18 protein-coding genes are annotated in these 13,649 nt (G+C 58.7%); 9 read left to right on the top strand and 9 right to left on the bottom strand.

The features are described from left to right. Nucleotide 1 precedes the first annotated feature (1 nt). Complete coding sequence (locus AC1PUL_RS16855; RefSeq protein ID WP_480465253.1) at nucleotides 2–589, top strand: IMPACT family protein; 588 nt, start codon at nucleotides 2–4, stop codon at nucleotides 587–589. Nucleotides 590–593: 4 nt separating this feature from the next. On the opposite strand, the gene AC1PUL_RS16850 is transcribed toward AC1PUL_RS16855, so the two are convergent. Beyond that, nucleotides 594–1,307, bottom strand: a complete 714-nt coding sequence (locus AC1PUL_RS16850; protein ID WP_480468612.1) for a tetratricopeptide repeat protein — start codon at nucleotides 1,305–1,307, stop codon at nucleotides 594–596. Between the two features lie 254 nt (nucleotides 1,308–1,561). Here AC1PUL_RS16850 and AC1PUL_RS16845 point away from each other — a divergent pair, with 254 nt between their 5' ends. From AC1PUL_RS16845 to AC1PUL_RS16825, 5 genes are all read left to right on the top strand, one after another. Next, the gene (locus AC1PUL_RS16845) at nucleotides 1,562–2,953 is read left to right on the top strand and encodes a leucyl aminopeptidase family protein (RefSeq protein WP_480465252.1); all 1,392 of its coding nucleotides are present in this window, start codon (nucleotides 1,562–1,564) and stop codon (nucleotides 2,951–2,953) included. A gap of 91 nt (nucleotides 2,954–3,044) precedes the next feature. Next, complete coding sequence (locus AC1PUL_RS16840; protein ID WP_480465251.1) at nucleotides 3,045–3,392, top strand: MarR family transcriptional regulator; 348 nt, start codon at nucleotides 3,045–3,047, stop codon at nucleotides 3,390–3,392. An 11-nt stretch (nucleotides 3,393–3,403) separates the two neighbouring features. Beyond that, a complete protein-coding gene (locus AC1PUL_RS16835) occupies nucleotides 3,404–4,258 on the top strand; it encodes a C40 family peptidase (protein WP_480465250.1) in 855 nt (284 codons plus the stop codon). A gap of 71 nt (nucleotides 4,259–4,329) precedes the next feature. Continuing rightward, complete coding sequence (locus tag AC1PUL_RS16830; RefSeq protein WP_480465249.1) at nucleotides 4,330–4,701, top strand: hypothetical protein; 372 nt, start codon at nucleotides 4,330–4,332, stop codon at nucleotides 4,699–4,701. 250 nt (nucleotides 4,702–4,951) lie between these two features. Further along, complete coding sequence (locus AC1PUL_RS16825; RefSeq protein ID WP_480465248.1) at nucleotides 4,952–6,124, top strand: Tad domain-containing protein; 1,173 nt, start codon at nucleotides 4,952–4,954, stop codon at nucleotides 6,122–6,124. Between the two features lie 63 nt (nucleotides 6,125–6,187). Here the strand turns inward: AC1PUL_RS16825 and AC1PUL_RS16820 are convergent, their stop codons facing one another. The 6 genes from AC1PUL_RS16820 to AC1PUL_RS16795 all read right to left on the bottom strand — a co-directional run bounded on the left by AC1PUL_RS16820 (nucleotide 6,188) and on the right by AC1PUL_RS16795 (nucleotide 10,003). Beyond that, entirely contained in the window at nucleotides 6,188–6,406 is a 219-nt protein-coding gene (locus AC1PUL_RS16820) for a hypothetical protein (RefSeq protein ID WP_480465247.1), read from the bottom strand. A 320-nt stretch (nucleotides 6,407–6,726) separates the two neighbouring features. Next, nucleotides 6,727–6,849: a hypothetical protein gene (locus AC1PUL_RS16815; RefSeq protein WP_480465246.1), complete on the bottom strand. Its 123-nt coding sequence runs from the start codon at nucleotides 6,847–6,849 to the stop codon at nucleotides 6,727–6,729. A 113-nt stretch (nucleotides 6,850–6,962) separates the two neighbouring features. Further along, nucleotides 6,963–7,532, bottom strand: a complete 570-nt coding sequence (locus AC1PUL_RS16810) for a recombinase family protein (protein WP_480465245.1) — start codon at nucleotides 7,530–7,532, stop codon at nucleotides 6,963–6,965. Nucleotides 7,533–7,739: 207 nt separating this feature from the next. Continuing rightward, nucleotides 7,740–8,390: a DUF3226 domain-containing protein gene (locus tag AC1PUL_RS16805; protein WP_480465244.1), complete on the bottom strand. Its 651-nt coding sequence runs from the start codon at nucleotides 8,388–8,390 to the stop codon at nucleotides 7,740–7,742. Then, a complete protein-coding gene (locus AC1PUL_RS16800; RefSeq protein ID WP_480465243.1) occupies nucleotides 8,391–9,446 on the bottom strand; it encodes an AAA family ATPase in 1,056 nt (351 codons plus the stop codon). A gap of 227 nt (nucleotides 9,447–9,673) precedes the next feature. Next, complete coding sequence (locus AC1PUL_RS16795; RefSeq protein WP_480465242.1) at nucleotides 9,674–10,003, bottom strand: SHOCT domain-containing protein; 330 nt, start codon at nucleotides 10,001–10,003, stop codon at nucleotides 9,674–9,676. A 329-nt stretch (nucleotides 10,004–10,332) separates the two neighbouring features. Between AC1PUL_RS16795 and AC1PUL_RS16790 the strand changes: the two genes are divergently transcribed. From AC1PUL_RS16790 to AC1PUL_RS16780, 3 genes are all read left to right on the top strand, one after another. Next, entirely contained in the window at nucleotides 10,333–10,626 is a 294-nt protein-coding gene (locus AC1PUL_RS16790) for a hypothetical protein (protein WP_480465241.1), read from the top strand. Nucleotide 10,627: 1 nt separating this feature from the next. Further along, nucleotides 10,628–10,891 (top strand): hypothetical protein, encoded by a 264-nt coding sequence (locus AC1PUL_RS16785; RefSeq protein ID WP_480465240.1) that lies wholly within the window; start codon nucleotides 10,628–10,630, stop codon nucleotides 10,889–10,891. 187 nt (nucleotides 10,892–11,078) lie between these two features. Then, nucleotides 11,079–11,333, top strand: a complete 255-nt coding sequence (locus tag AC1PUL_RS16780) for a hypothetical protein (protein WP_480465239.1) — start codon at nucleotides 11,079–11,081, stop codon at nucleotides 11,331–11,333. A gap of 55 nt (nucleotides 11,334–11,388) precedes the next feature. Here the strand turns inward: AC1PUL_RS16780 and AC1PUL_RS16775 are convergent, their stop codons facing one another. After that, nucleotides 11,389–12,039: a hypothetical protein gene (locus AC1PUL_RS16775; RefSeq protein ID WP_480465238.1), complete on the bottom strand. Its 651-nt coding sequence runs from the start codon at nucleotides 12,037–12,039 to the stop codon at nucleotides 11,389–11,391. A gap of 571 nt (nucleotides 12,040–12,610) precedes the next feature. Further along, nucleotides 12,611–13,186, bottom strand: a complete 576-nt coding sequence (locus AC1PUL_RS16770) for a phage antirepressor N-terminal domain-containing protein (protein WP_480465237.1) — start codon at nucleotides 13,184–13,186, stop codon at nucleotides 12,611–12,613. Nucleotides 13,187–13,649 lie beyond the last annotated feature (463 nt).

The following is a 13,649-nucleotide window of genomic DNA, read 5'->3' as shown; positions in this document are numbered from 1 at the left end:
CATGCCCCACACCCTCGTCGCTCCCGTCGAATTGGTCCAGGACATCAAGAAGAGCCGCTTCATCGGTCAGGCAGCGCCGATCTCAAGCGAAGAGGAGGTGAAAGCCTTCCTGGCCTCGGTCTCCGATCCCGCCGCCAATCACAATTGCTGGGCCTGGCGTCTCGGTCAGGCCTATCGTTTCTCCGATGACGGCGAACCCTCAGGCACGGCCGGCAAGCCGATCCTCCAGGCAATCGACGGCCAGGATCTCGATGGCGTGGTCGTGGTCGTTACCCGCTTCTTCGGCGGCATCCTGCTCGGCAGCGGCGGCCTGGTGCGGGCCTATGGCGGCACTGCAGCCCAGATGCTGCGCGCTTCAGACAAGCGCGAGATCATCCCGATGGTCTCAGGGCTCTGTGCGGTGAATTTTTCGGATCTCGCGCTCGTCAAATCGCGCCTGACTGCGATCCCGCATCTCGTCCTCGACGAGAGTTTCACGGCAGAAGGCGTGGACCTTACCGTCACGCTTCGACAGGGCGACGAGGACAAGGCGATCCGTCTGGTGCGCGATCTCACCAGCGGACGCTCGAACCTGGTCTTTCCAGATTGACGGGTTAGCCGTTCTTCTTCGGCTTGTCCTGGCTGGACAGCTGCTTCCAGGAATTCTGCTGGGCAAGCATGCCGCGCAGATATTCCAGATTTGCCGCCGCCTGCTGCGGGTCGAGTTCCTGCGCCGCGAGCTGCTCGGCTTCCTGGAAGCGTCCCTGCAGACCGACGACCAGCGCCAGGTTCTGGCGCACGCGGCTGTCTGCGCCCGGCTGTTGCGAAGCCTGCCGCAGGAAACCTTCCGCCGTTTTCAGATCGCCGGAGAGCACAAAGGACATGCCCATGTTGGAGAGCACGCTCGGATCGTTCGGCTGCATCTGCAGCGCCATGCGGTAGCGCGAGCGCGCTTCGCTGGAGCGGCCGAGCTGGTCGAGCACGGCACCTTCTGCCGAATAGAGCCGCCAGTCGGGCCGGTCGGGCGTCTGCGCCCGCTGAATAGTGCCAAGCGCCTTTTCCAGCTGGCCGGCGGCGGCCTGCGCCTTGCCGAGAGCCGCCAGCACTTCCCGGTCGCTCGGATGAGCGATCGCCACCTGCTGCATCACCGCAAGCGCCTGGGTATTGCGCCCGGTCATCATCAGACCATTGGCATAGGATAGACCCGTATTGCGATCCTTCGGATTGCGCTCATAGGCCTGACCGATCCCTTCAACGGCACGGTTGAGCTGCGGCCCGCTCAGCTGGTCGAGCTGCCGGTTCATCTTCGGGATCGAGCCGGTCGTCAGTTCCTTCTTCGACGATGCACAGCCTGTCAGCGTTAGCGCCGCCAGCACGAGGCCGGCCGTGGCCATGATCCGCAAACGGTTTGCCGAACCTGGATTTCGCATGCGCATGGTGATCGTCCTGAGTTAAATCCTATCCACCGCCTCGTCCGTGAAGGGCGGCGCAACCTCCACTCAAGCAATAATCTGTTAACCCTAACGGAGTGTTAATCTGACAATCCGCGATTCTTCAGCCGTCTCTCCAGAAAGCGTCCACCATGGCCCCGTTCCAGTACATCGAAAGACCATCGCCCTTCAGCACCAAGGGCGGCAAATCGCTGCCGGTCTTTGCGGTCACGCCGGCGCATGTCGAGACAGGAACGCTGGAACCGCTGGCTCTGGACTGGGCAAAAAAAGCTGGCTTCAAGGCCGAAGCAGGTTCGGTCCTGCTGATCCCGACGGCCGATGGCCATGTCGGTGGCGCCCTCTTCGGCCTCGGCTCCAACCCCTCGGAGAATCCCTATCTGACCGGCAAGCTCGCCCGCGCTCTGCCGGCCGGCGACTGGCATATCGAGACTGCCCCGCTCACCGCCAACCGCCTGCTCTTGGGTTACGGCCTTGGTGCCTATAGCTTCGACCGCTATCGCTCAGAGCGCGTCACCGAACCGCGCCTGCTGATCCCGCAGGATGCCGATGCCGCCGACATCAAGCGCCAGATCGCCGGCGTCTACCTCGCCCGTGACCTGATCAACACGCCGGCCAACGACATGAGCCCGGCCGATATCGAAGCCGCCGTCCGGAACCTGGCCGAGCACTACAAGGCCGAGGTTTCTGTCATCACCGGCGACGAACTCCTCGAGAAGAATTTCCCCCTCGTCCATGCCGTCGGCCGCGCCTCCACGGTGGCACCCCGCCTGATCGAGATGCGCTGGGGCAAGAAGGGCCACCGCAAGGTCACTCTCGTCGGCAAGGGCGTGAGCTTCGATACCGGCGGCCTCGACATCAAGCCGGCCTCCTCGATGCTGTTGATGAAGAAGGATATGGGCGGTGCCGCCAATGTTTTAGGCCTTGCGCTGATGATCATGGATGCCAAGCTCAAGGTCGACCTGCATGTCGTCATCCCCGCCGTCGAAAACGCCATCGCCGGCAATGCCTTCCGCCCCGGCGACGTCTACAGGAGCCGCAAGGGCCTGACTGTCCAGATCGACAACACCGATGCCGAAGGACGCCTGATCCTCGCCGATGCGCTGGCCTATGCCGATGCCGAGGAGCCGGAACTGCTGATCGACATGGCGACCCTGACCGGTGCCGCCCGTGTCGCGCTCGGCCCGGATGTGCCCCCCTTCTTCACCGATGACGAAGACCTCGCCCATTCAATTGCCGAGGCGAGCCTGGAAGTCGATGATCCGCTCTGGCGAATGCCCCTGCACAAGGGCTACGAGCGCATGCTGAAAGCCCAGATCGCCGACCTCACCAATGCCCCCTCGGGCGGCATGGCGGGGGCGATCACCGCAGCCCTCTTCCTCAAGCGTTTCGTCTCGCCCGGCCGCCGTTGGGCGCACTTCGATATCTTCGGCTGGTCGCAGACCGAGCGCGCCCATTCCCCGGTCGGCGGCGAAGCCCAGGCCATTCGCGCCCTCTACCGTTATCTGCAGTCCGGCACCGAGTGACCCTTAGCCTGAGCACCCCTTGCCAGATCGTTCCTTTACCGGAATGATATATGTGAGGGCCAACGGGCCGGACCACGATTGGGGAGGGGCCATGGCCCTGGAGATGACGGCAACCCAGGCACTTGGCCTATGGCACAGGGTGACGCTGGATCAGGTGCAGAGGCAAGGTCCTGACCTCACCATGCGCCAGCTCGCGATCCTGTTGGAAATTTATCTTGTGCCCCCACCGCATACGGTGCGTGGTCTTGCGGCAACGCTGAACGTCACCAAGCCGGTCATTACCCGTGCTCTCGATACGCTCGGAGAAATGGGCCTTGTCGATCGCATCAGGGACGACCTCGATCGCCGCAGCGTCATCGTCAAGCGCACCGTCGGCGGTGCGCTCTATCTCGAAAAATTCGGCGACACCATCATCGCCAGGGGCCGATCCCTCGGCTGACGGAGATTTTCATGCTCGACCGGCGGCTCAACGCCTTCCGTCCCGACCTTGCCGACATCGCCCTTCAGGGTCAGGTTGAGGCCGACCGTTTCGTCCCATCCGAACCGGCAATGGTCACAAAGCCCGTCGCCGCGTTGCGCCCAAAGCCCGATCCTACAGTCGGCATCGACACCGAACTCCTGATCGGGGAAGAAGTCCGTGTCTTCGAACACAGCAATGGCTGGGCCTGGGTGCAGGCCGTCGACGATGCCTATGTCGGCTATCTGCTTGAGGAGGCGCTCGGCCCGGTTGTCCAACCAACCCATGTCGTCACGGCACCCCGCACCTTCGTCTATTCCGGGGCTGATCTCCGCTTTCCCACCCGCATGGCCCTGTCGATCGGAAGCCGGCTGACGGTCGTCGGCGAGGCCGAAACCCGCGGCACCCGCTATCTCATGCTGGCGGATGGCGGAGCCCTCGTCGCCCGCCATCTTCGCCCGATCGGCGATCCGCCCGCTTCGGATTATGTCGGCGTTGCCGCCCACCTTCTCGAAACGCCCTATCTCTGGGGCGGCAAATCCGGTTTTGGCATTGATTGCTCTGGCCTCGTCCAGCTGGCCATGTGCCTTGCCGGCCAGAAAGCCCCGCGCGACAGCGACATGCAGGCATCGGGTCTTGGGACGCCGATCGAACGGAAGGACCTGCAGCGCGGCGATCTCGTTTTCTGGAAGGGCCATGTAGCGATCATGGAAGACGAGACGACCATGATCCACGCCAACGGCAACACCATGTCCGTGGCGCGGGAAACGCTTGAAGCCGCCATCGAGCGCATCGGCTGGCTCTACGGCACCCCGACCGGCTACCGTCGCCCTGTCGCCGAAACGTGATGACGCTGGACTTGGTCGCGGCGGTTCAAGCGCTTATATCGACACCGTTACAGCTGACGAGATGATTGCCCATGCTGCCGGTTCGCCAAAATCCTCATTTGCCGCGCAAGCGCCTCCTGCTTCCTCTGGCATTGTTGCTTGGAGGCCTCGTGTCACCTGTTCAGGCCGCCGAAGGCATAGCCTGGGGTCGGGCCGGGCAGGAGAGCTTTAAGGACTTGCCGGGTGTCAAACCCCAGGATCCAGCAAACCAGTTCGGCGAAAACATCAGCTGCGAAACACGCACCGTCTTACCCGATCGCCGCTTCGGACGCAACGAGCTGCGCGATAGCCTTCCCTACACCGTCTATCGTTGCAAGAAGAACGGCATCGTCTACGAAGGGACAGAACCGCCGCGCACAGGTCGCATGTGGTACCCCGGCGTCAATCCGCGGGTCATCGATTAATTTTTCCACCCGCAGTAACGACCCTTTGAACCAAAAAAGTCCATCTCAGCGGGCTTTCAGGCTGTCTTGATTAAGATTTTAGTGATCGCGCACACGTAAAAGTATCGCATCCCGGCGATACTCTCGCCCATAGCCGCACTCGTTCGCCGGAAAATCGAGGTCTGAACGGCGGATCTTGAGAACGATGGGGAAACGTATGCTCTTGGAAAAGCTTCGTCAGGCTTGGCGAGATCGCTCAGGCAATTTCGGCATGATTTCTGCCGCGCTGGCGCCAATCCTGCTGGTCTCGGCAGGGGGCGCGCTCGATGTTGTCAGTGCCTATAACGCACGCGTCGATTTCCAGGGACAATTGGATGCGGCGATGCTGGCTGCGGCACACAAAAGTGGCAAGACGGCCCAGGAGCTGGAGGCTCGCAATTTTCTTGGACTTGATGCCAGGGAAGACGAGATCAATGAAACCGTTGGCTTTCGCCTGACGGTCAATGCAGATGGGTCACTGACCGGGAGTTACGAGAAGAAGGTCGAGAACCAGTTTTTGCGGATCATTGGCCTATCTGAGTTCAACATCGGCGTCAGCACGACGGTCGCGGCAGGTCCGGCAGAGACGGCAGCCGGCAATGGCTGCATCTACGCCTTGGGCAATCGAAGCCAGGCGGTCTTGATCAACTCGGGCGCCAACGTCAAATCGGCGAAATGCGAGGTCCACGTCCATTCGACCAGCACCCCGGCCTTCATTATGAACTCCGGTGCAACAATCGATACGGCCAAGTTCTGCGTCAAGGGAACGAACTTCATCAGAAACGGCGGTACGCTGACCAACCTGAAGACGCCCTGCGCGGCGGAAGCGGACCCATTCGCGGGCAAACTGCCGGAGCCGCCGGTACCGTCCACGTGCACCACGTCTGGCACCAGAGATGGCCAGAACATCACCCTACAGCCAGGCAAGCATTGCGGAACCACCTTCAATGGCTCGCCGACAATTACCTTCATGCCCGGCCTGCACATCATCTCAGGCCGCATGATCATCAATTCCGGTGCCACGGTAAGGGCCGAAGGCGTGACCTTCTATTTCCCCGACGTCAACAGCGAGATCCGCGCCAATGGTGGCCTGAGCTTCACCGCGACGGCACCGACCTCGGGCACCTACAAGGACATCCTGATGTTCGAGAAGACCAGCGATGCGAACAACAATCGCAATCCGCAGCAATACATCTTCAATGGCAGCCAGGGCGAGATCCTGAAAGGCATCATTCATCTGCCGAACCGCGACGTCACCTATAACTCGACGACCAACCAGACAAACAACATCACGCTGGTGGTCAATACCATCATCATGAACTCGGCGAACTGGAAGATCGAGCCCTATTCCGGTGGGGGCGCCACCTCGACGAGCGGACTACCCAACCCGCGCATCCTGCGCTGAGCGCACGTCACAAAACCTTCGAAGGGCGCCAGATCGGCGCCCTTCGACGTTTAAAGATGGACTTCAGCCTTCGTCCTGGCCGAGCAGACCATCGAACACTTCAAGCAGCGCCTCGCTGATGGCACTGCCGAGTTTCTGGCCGGCCTCGCGAAGCTCCTCTTCGTTCATGTCGCGTGCCGCAAGCGCCAGAGCCGTCCCCTCCTGCGCCACGATTTCCTTGGCTCGCTCGATGGCCCAGAGCGCAAAATCGCTGCGGCTTTCGATTGCGACGGTCTCGTCCATGGTCTGTCCTTCTCGTCCGTTTGCGGCGCTGGGAAAGGGGGATCGGCGCGTGGCCGAAAGTGGCGGAACACGCCTTTTTAAGGCAAGAAAAAAGCCCGGCGAACCGGGCTTTTTCTATATTTGACGATCGCATAAACTGCTGATCTCAAATCGGAATTTGGTGCCCAGAAGAGGAGAGGTGAGCACCTTACTCCAAATCAGCCGCATCAAATCCACCATCAAAATCAAAGTCTTATGAGACCATCGAAGTCCGGGGTTTTCCCAGTGTGTACCCCGGTTTGTACCAAAAGTGTACCCCTGCCCATCGATTTTATTGTGCCTCACTTCCCACTCTGTTTGCGCTCCCGGAGCTTGTTCAGGAGGATGACAATCGGAGGGCCGAACAGGGTCCCATAGCCCACGATGCAAGCGATGGTGACGATAACGGTTCCTGTGGTGGTCATGGCGGGTTTCCTTGCTGGTGATCTGCGGGGTTCGCAGCGGGATACGAGAGGGTCAGGCGGGGAGGTGGAAAAATGTGGAAGGACAGACGCGAGCAAGATTGCCCACGGGCCCCTCAGGGTGTCTTTGCGGCCTTCGCTTCGTCCAAGACCTTCTGCACGGCTGACTTGCTGAACCCCACCTCCGCCGCGATCTTGCGGACACTGACGCCCTCAGCGCTCAACTGAATGATTTCCGCTTTGATGCCGGGGGTGATCTGGGCGGGTCTACCTCCGGTCCTGCCTTCGGCCTTGGCCTTGGCTATGCCTTCAAGCTGCCGCTCCTTCCGAAGCGCTGTCTCAAACTCTGCGATGCTTGCGAGGATGCCGAAGACGAGCTTTCCGGTGCGGGTGGTGGTGTCTAGCGTGGCGTCGTCCAGCACTCGGAACCCTACGCCCTTCTGGTTCAATCCCTCAACGATCTGGTGAAGGTGCGAAGCAGAACGGGCAAGGCGATCCAGCTTGGTCACTAGCAGCACGTCGCCTTCTCGGACAAACCGAAGGCATTCCTCAAGGGCAGGACGGTCCTTGTCCAAACCCGACTGCTTCTCACTGAAAAGCTTCTCCGCACCCGCTGCCGTGAGGCGGTCAATCTGGGTTGCGTGATCCTGCCCGGTTGAACTCACTCTCGCATATCCTACGATCATCTGCCGTCCACTTTCCTCTATGGCTGTTGTGGACGTAGACTTAGTGGACGCTAAATGGACAGTCAAGTGGGCAGTGTCCAGAAAGTAAACTTTGTGGACGGTGACCGGTCTCTGATGTTACGCGATGCTAAATTCCGCTGGTGCGAACCTGCGGCGCACTCCCCAATCGTCGATCTCCACTTGCAACAGCACCTGTGTGCCGAGTGGTTAAACTGACTCAAGATAGTCAGCAATGAAATCGAAAGCTGAGTTCGACAATGGGATCAAGTTTGGATTTTGCGTCCAGATTTTCCCAAACGGTACATCTGGATTTTGATAGTGGTGCGTGGAAAGAAAGCTCCTCATGCGCATCTTTGCGAGCTTCTGGGGGGGCCATGCTGTCACCCCTGCGCATGCAGCGAAGTCTTCGATGCATTGTCGGGCGCCGTCTCGCCCACTCGTCGCTGCCGTATAGCAAAGGTCTTCAAGTGAACCGGCAGTGCCGAAAGCCGGAACCATCAGCACGTGAACCCTAGGGTGCTGTCCTACAGCGATAGCCCCAGGTTGCTCTGGCGCAATCAGTCCCGAAAATGCGATTTGCTCTCGGACTCTGGAGAAAGATAATGAAGGGTCGTTGTCATTGTCTGCAATTACTATGACATCTGTGATGTTTTGATATCCGGTGACCGCTTGAAGGCCATGTAGCGCCCTGCCGAAGCCATCTACTCCAAGGCCGCTCTGGTGATCCGGTTGCCATATATGAAACGAGCCAATGTTTCTCGCGACTATCAACGCTCTCAAAAAGTCACTGTCATGAGGCCCTTCGCAAAGGATCAGCCTGTTTTGGGTCAGTTCGGTTGGTGGCGTAGGGCGCGGCATTTAGCGGAGCTCTCCGCCAAGTTCGATTGCGGCTTTAGCCTGTTCACCCGTAAACCGTCGCACCACTGGAGCAGCCTCCCCGCGCTCAACGCGCCAAAGAGCGATATCGTCTAACTGATCCCCGGCGGCGTCCAGTAAGGCTGAAATCCACTCATGACTATGGGTGGTTGTAAAGATCTGCGTCTCGTTGCTCCGGCAGAAGTTTAGTATAGTCTTCCACATCGACCTGTAGTGTTTGTGATAAATCCCATTCTCAAGCTCGTCTGCCAATACCACTCCTGATTTGTGTGCACAGACGGCCAGAAGCACAGCAATCATTCGGCTTATGGCGCCAGATATGTGTGAGACCGGTATTTTATCATCTAGACCTTTAACAGTTGCATGCAGAACCGGCGATCCACCAATTACCTCAATTCCGAGGTTTTCAATCCATGGGTATTCGCGGACGAAAGCATCAACGAAGTCTCTCTCTCGGCGAGCTCTGCTAAGCTCTGAAAATCTGGCCGCAGTTTCTGTAGACCCAATTGGTTGTTGGGCTGAGAAGTAAAAGAAAGTGGGAAGATCTTCACCTGTATTGCCAAAATACAAGCTTGAGTTTGGTCCTATGCTGAAGCCTGCACTCCTTGTCGATCCAACAGCGTCTTTCCATTGAAACGTAAGTGCTCCTGTCGATTGCAGGTTGGGCAATTCGTTGTTTCTGCTTTCAATTAGCGGCGTGTCGGCAAGGCCTCGCGATATGCTAACGGACCGAGCTTCTGGGCCGTCACCAGACAATTCGATAAAGATCGGTTTTTGCGTATTCCTCTGGTAAAATAGGTCGCCGAAGATGGCCTCCTCAATACCCCGCACTGAAGCGTTGAAGCTGCCTTCTAGTCCTCTTTGCTGTCTATATCTAACGGCTAGGTCAACGCTGCTGTTCAAAGCCAAAAATACAGCTTCCAGCAATGCTGTCTTACCTGACCCGTTGTCGCCAACAATTACATTTATGCTATTGCATTGCTCTACCCTCAGGGACGGGAAGCATCGGAAATTTCTAATCTCAATATCTTTGATCATAGCAATGTCTATCCTAGTGGTTTCCCTGAGCGTAACTTTGCAACCCGGTTGTCGCCCTTAAGTCAGTAATGAGGCTTAACTCCGGCTCATGCAACACTCATCGGGGCTAGACCCCACCCCCACCCCACGGGGGGATTTCAGCGAGCTGGAGTATATGTAGCACGCTCACACAGTTTTTGTGAAAAGGTCGCGGGGTCCCTCAGGGACTCCTGCCGGGACCTGCGAGGCTACCCGAGTATCCGCCGCTTCTCTGCGTCGTACTCCGCTGCGGTGATTGCACCGTCAGCCTTCAACTTGGCGAGCTTCTCCAGCTTCTCGACATTCGACAATCCGCTGATCTGCGCTGTGCTGTCTTGGCTGGCGTTGCGCCGGGGCTTGCGGAGGAGGAGGTAGAACGGAAGGACGAGGATCACGAAGACAACTATCCAATGCCAAATCGAAAAGCTTCCCACGGTCGTCCCCTCCAGTCTCGTCCTGATTGAGTTACTGCAACCGCCGGTCAATGACAACAGCGAGCTTTGAAGGCGGTTCTTCCTGTTGCCGTCGAGGGCATTCATGCGCCTCCAGCATCTCGGATGACCTGCGACACCTCCCGCAACAGAACGCTCTCTCTGGCGCTCTACGGAGTCGGGAGAGCGAAGGAGGGGGCGGGGACACGCTAGCCCAAAAAAGAGCGATGCTGCGTTATCGAAGAGACAGCCAGAAGTGGGTCAATGTTTCCCATGGGACCCACTGTGTGAGAGACTGTCGGCTGTCCCTGCGATAGCGAAGCTATTGAAATCCCTGCGATACCGTAGGGTTTATAATGTTGCGGCCTGTCATTTCGTGTGAATTGTAGGAGGTCCCTGCCGCGATCCTGCGGCGTTCCAAGAGGAGAACAAGGGACATGCACACGCTCACCAATGCCGCCACTGTGACCACGCTGGATAACCTCTGGGGTGTCATCTACTTCGAAGAGGATGGCACAGTCCTCAGCACGGACTTCCTTGATGCGACGGACTACTCCGACGCTGCGGACCAAGCCTTAGAGGATGCTGACGGCGGCGAGTTCCAGTTGGTCGAAGGTCTCGACATCGTGGGACCCTTGGCACCTGCTGGGAACCGGGAGCTATTCGGCCCTTCGATCTACTCGCTCCTGCTTGACCTGCTCGGCAGGGACAAGGCGGCGGAGGGTGCTTGAAATGCCACGGCGTAAGCATGACCCCAGGACGGTTTACACGGTTGTCTTCTATGACGAGGCGGGGGAGGTGGTCCTCACGGAAACCCGCAAGGCCTACGGGCCGGAGGACGTGGGCTTCTACGCCTACCGGCATATGCCCCTTGGGGCTGTCAGGTACGAGGCGTTTGACGAGGTGCTGGAGGTGCGGCAGATGACCCATGACCTTACGGTGTCCCTGCGGACCCTCTTGAAGCAACACGGGGTTCCCTCGGTGTTCTCGCCGTGACCCCACAGTACCCCGGTAACCGACACCGGGGTAACCTGAGGGACCTGCCGGGGGCCGATGATCCCCCGGCGATCCTCTCGGGGAACGCTGGGTTCAGCGCTCCACCTGTCTCCGCACCCTACCTTGCCCCATGTGCTCGGTCTCTGCTAAGGCCGCTGCCGGGGACCACTTTGGAGGGTATCGGTTCATGTTCTTCACTCGCATCGGCAAGGTGGTCGCGCACTTCATCTTCTGGGGGAGTGCGTTCAGGCTGGCAACGGCTCTCTTCGTTGCGCTCAGCACTCCCGACATGGAAGGCAATCGAGCGGCTGCGGCGCGTTATCTCAGTGCTGCGACAAGCGGTGAGGCCATGGATGAGGCGGTAGTCGGTCTGCTCCTCGGGCTTGCCCTCGGGGTTCTCTGCGAGATCAGCGCAAGGATCGGCAGGAGCGACAGGGCCTAAGCGGTCTCCCGCTCCTGCGGTCATTTTTCAGGGTGTTGCCTTCTTGTGTATAGGTCTACTGCGCAACATACCGCGAGGTGTCCCCCGTGGATTCCCGATGACGTTCTCGGAGTGCCTTGGCATTGGCAATCTGATCACTCCTCATCTTCATGAACCTTGTAACCAACTGGCGTGACAGGCTGACAGCTTGCGCCATCTGATCGTGGGTGAGGTGTGGGAAGTGGTCGGCAACCCAGTGTATTTCCTGCTGTCCACCCATGGGGCCGCTGCGGCGCTTCTTGAACTCCTGCAAGGCTTCTCGGGCTACCTTGGCGGGGCCTGAGATCTTCTCCTCCACCGCCTTCTTTGCCGCTTCCCAGCGCTCCGCAATCCAGCGGACACCTTCGGCTGAGACAACATCGAAGGGCATCCCGTCAGACTTGCGCTTGTTGCGCTTGCCGTACCCTTTGGCGATCACCCAATCTTGGATGCGGTTACGGGCATTTCTGCCGGTACCTTCGATCTGGAGAAAGCCCATCTGGTGTAGGACAGTAGCGAGTTGTCTTCTCCCGATCCCAAAGGCTTTGCTGAGTTCATCCATGGTGATCCAGTGGCCCTGGTCGATGGAAACCATCTCCCCTGTCTTCCTGTCGAAGATTTCGGAGGTGTACTGCATGCCCATTCCGGGGCGGATGGTTGGCGCGATAGCTGCGGTGGTGCTGGTCATGCTGCTGGTTGCCTTTTCCAGTTCGGGGAGGGGCGCGGTGTGGCTGGGCCGCTGAGGATCGATCGGACACGCTGAGACCTCCGCCGGTCACCTTGGGGTGTCGTCGGGAGGTCTTGGCGGGGCTGTGGTGATCGTCGTGGCTGGGTTGCGGGTGGAGTAGGGCGCTGCGATGCCTCTCCTTGACTCACAGGAGCCCGTGGAGAGTGTTCAGGGGTCCCGGAGGTGTCGACATAGCGGAAGAAGCCGGAAGGCTCTCAGCGAGTCGCTATGGGACTCGACGGTATAGGTCAGGGTGGAGACAAGGGAGGGGGAGTTCTCGGAAGGACATCCAGAGTGGAGCCATGGGATACCCTGAGGTATACCCTAGGGTACTGCTCCTACTGATAACTATCCTAGTAACCTAGAGGAGTATCCTAGGATATACCCTAAGGGAAAGATAGCGTACTACACTCTAGGCTGTCTTGTCAATACTTATGATTGCATTTTGTTCCAGGCGTCCTTCTGGTTGTCTAGGTTTTCGCCAGCAGAGAAGGGGCGACAACCGCCCCCTCTGTCTTTCTGCTGAGCCGCCTCAAGCCACAAGCGATGCAATTTCTCCGAGATGCTGCTCGCGCAACTTTCGGTCCAGTTCTCGCTTCACAGCGTTAGCAACAAACCCGTAGCTCAAGAACACGATGAGGCTGTCCAGCGGCATCCCGTAGCGTCTGCTGTCTGTGTAGATCAGCTTTAACTCAGCAGAGGTCAGGGGCAGGTTCGCGTACTGTTCGCCAAGCTTGGCTTTTCTTACATTGAGGATCATTTCAGCGGCTTCTTCGAACACTTCGTCTTCCAGCATATCTAGGAAGGCCGTCAACAGCAGATCGCTGTCGGAATTGGGGGTGTTCGTCACGGCGGAAGCCCATCTGTTGACGTCATAAGCTGGGATCGCCAACATCCATTTCCGCTTGCCATTCGCGTCTTTGAAATGAAGGCAGCGAACTCGCTCAAATCGACGCCGCATTGTCGCCGCTTGAGTCGGCCATGAGAGGCTGAGCGCTTCGACAAGTTGCTTTGCCGCGACATAGGTCCGGCCCTTGAATTCTCTGACGAGGACGCTCTTTCCGAAGACGGTGATGCTGGCGAACATGCTTGATACCTTTACACGCATGATGGTCTCTTTCTTGCTTGGGTTGCTCTTCACTTCTCGCCCCGGCGCGTTCCGCTTTTCGGGCTGAGAAAAATCGTCTTATGTACAATATGAAGGGGAAATTCACTTTATGCTTTAAATTCAAAGCATTACAGTGGTTGCTTACAGAGGCGGATTTTCGATGCTGCGACGGTCGATTTTCACGGCAGAGATGTCACGAGAAATCGTCGCGATGACCGCTCGTAGAGCCGGAAAATTCTTCGTAGTGCTGTATGCAGGGGTAATCCCTACGATACCGGAGGGCGGTCGCCGGGATGTCAGCCGGGGCCGCTGCCGGTGACCTACTCCCCGCTTTGAAACCTGCATTCTCTCTGTTGCCGTCGAGGCGATTTATGCGGGTTCCCGCTGCGGCATGGCCGGTGATCCCGGAAGGGCGCTTCGTCGTGCTATATGGGCGGGTAATTGTGCGGCCTGTCACGGGAGC

The sequence above is a fragment of the Rhizobium sp. P43 genome (assembly GCF_056730705.1).
This window is presented reverse-complemented; position numbering and strand designations above follow the sequence as displayed.

Bases quoted from the DNA above. Each gene is read 5' to 3' on its own strand.
- AC1PUL_RS16830 (WP_480465249.1), top strand. From the start codon at position 4,330: ATGCTGCCGGTTCGCCAAAATCCTCATTTGCCGCGCAAGCGCCTCCTG.
- AC1PUL_RS16855 (WP_480465253.1), top strand. From the start codon at position 2: ATGCCCCACACCCTCGTCGCTCCCGTCGAATTGGTCCAGGACATCAAG.
- AC1PUL_RS16780 (WP_480465239.1), top strand. From the start codon at position 11,079: ATGTTCTTCACTCGCATCGGCAAGGTGGTCGCGCACTTCATCTTCTGG.
- AC1PUL_RS16840 (WP_480465251.1), top strand. From the start codon at position 3,045: ATGGCCCTGGAGATGACGGCAACCCAGGCACTTGGCCTATGGCACAGG.
- AC1PUL_RS16785 (WP_480465240.1), top strand. From the start codon at position 10,628: ATGCCACGGCGTAAGCATGACCCCAGGACGGTTTACACGGTTGTCTTC.
- AC1PUL_RS16845 (WP_480465252.1), top strand. From the start codon at position 1,562: ATGGCCCCGTTCCAGTACATCGAAAGACCATCGCCCTTCAGCACCAAG.
- AC1PUL_RS16800 (WP_480465243.1), bottom strand. From the start codon at position 9,446: ATGATCAAAGATATTGAGATTAGAAATTTCCGATGCTTCCCGTCCCTG.
- AC1PUL_RS16810 (WP_480465245.1), bottom strand. From the start codon at position 7,532: ATGATCGTAGGATATGCGAGAGTGAGTTCAACCGGGCAGGATCACGCA.
- AC1PUL_RS16790 (WP_480465241.1), top strand. From the start codon at position 10,333: ATGCACACGCTCACCAATGCCGCCACTGTGACCACGCTGGATAACCTC.
- AC1PUL_RS16795 (WP_480465242.1), bottom strand. From the start codon at position 10,003: ATGAATGCCCTCGACGGCAACAGGAAGAACCGCCTTCAAAGCTCGCTG.
- AC1PUL_RS16805 (WP_480465244.1), bottom strand. From the start codon at position 8,390: ATGCCGCGCCCTACGCCACCAACCGAACTGACCCAAAACAGGCTGATC.
- AC1PUL_RS16820 (WP_480465247.1), bottom strand. From the start codon at position 6,406: ATGGACGAGACCGTCGCAATCGAAAGCCGCAGCGATTTTGCGCTCTGG.
- AC1PUL_RS16815 (WP_480465246.1), bottom strand. From the start codon at position 6,849: ATGACCACCACAGGAACCGTTATCGTCACCATCGCTTGCATCGTGGGC.
- AC1PUL_RS16770 (WP_480465237.1), bottom strand. From the start codon at position 13,186: ATGCGTGTAAAGGTATCAAGCATGTTCGCCAGCATCACCGTCTTCGGA.
- AC1PUL_RS16825 (WP_480465248.1), top strand. From the start codon at position 4,952: ATGATTTCTGCCGCGCTGGCGCCAATCCTGCTGGTCTCGGCAGGGGGC.
- AC1PUL_RS16835 (WP_480465250.1), top strand. From the start codon at position 3,404: ATGCTCGACCGGCGGCTCAACGCCTTCCGTCCCGACCTTGCCGACATC.
- AC1PUL_RS16775 (WP_480465238.1), bottom strand. From the start codon at position 12,039: ATGACCAGCACCACCGCAGCTATCGCGCCAACCATCCGCCCCGGAATG.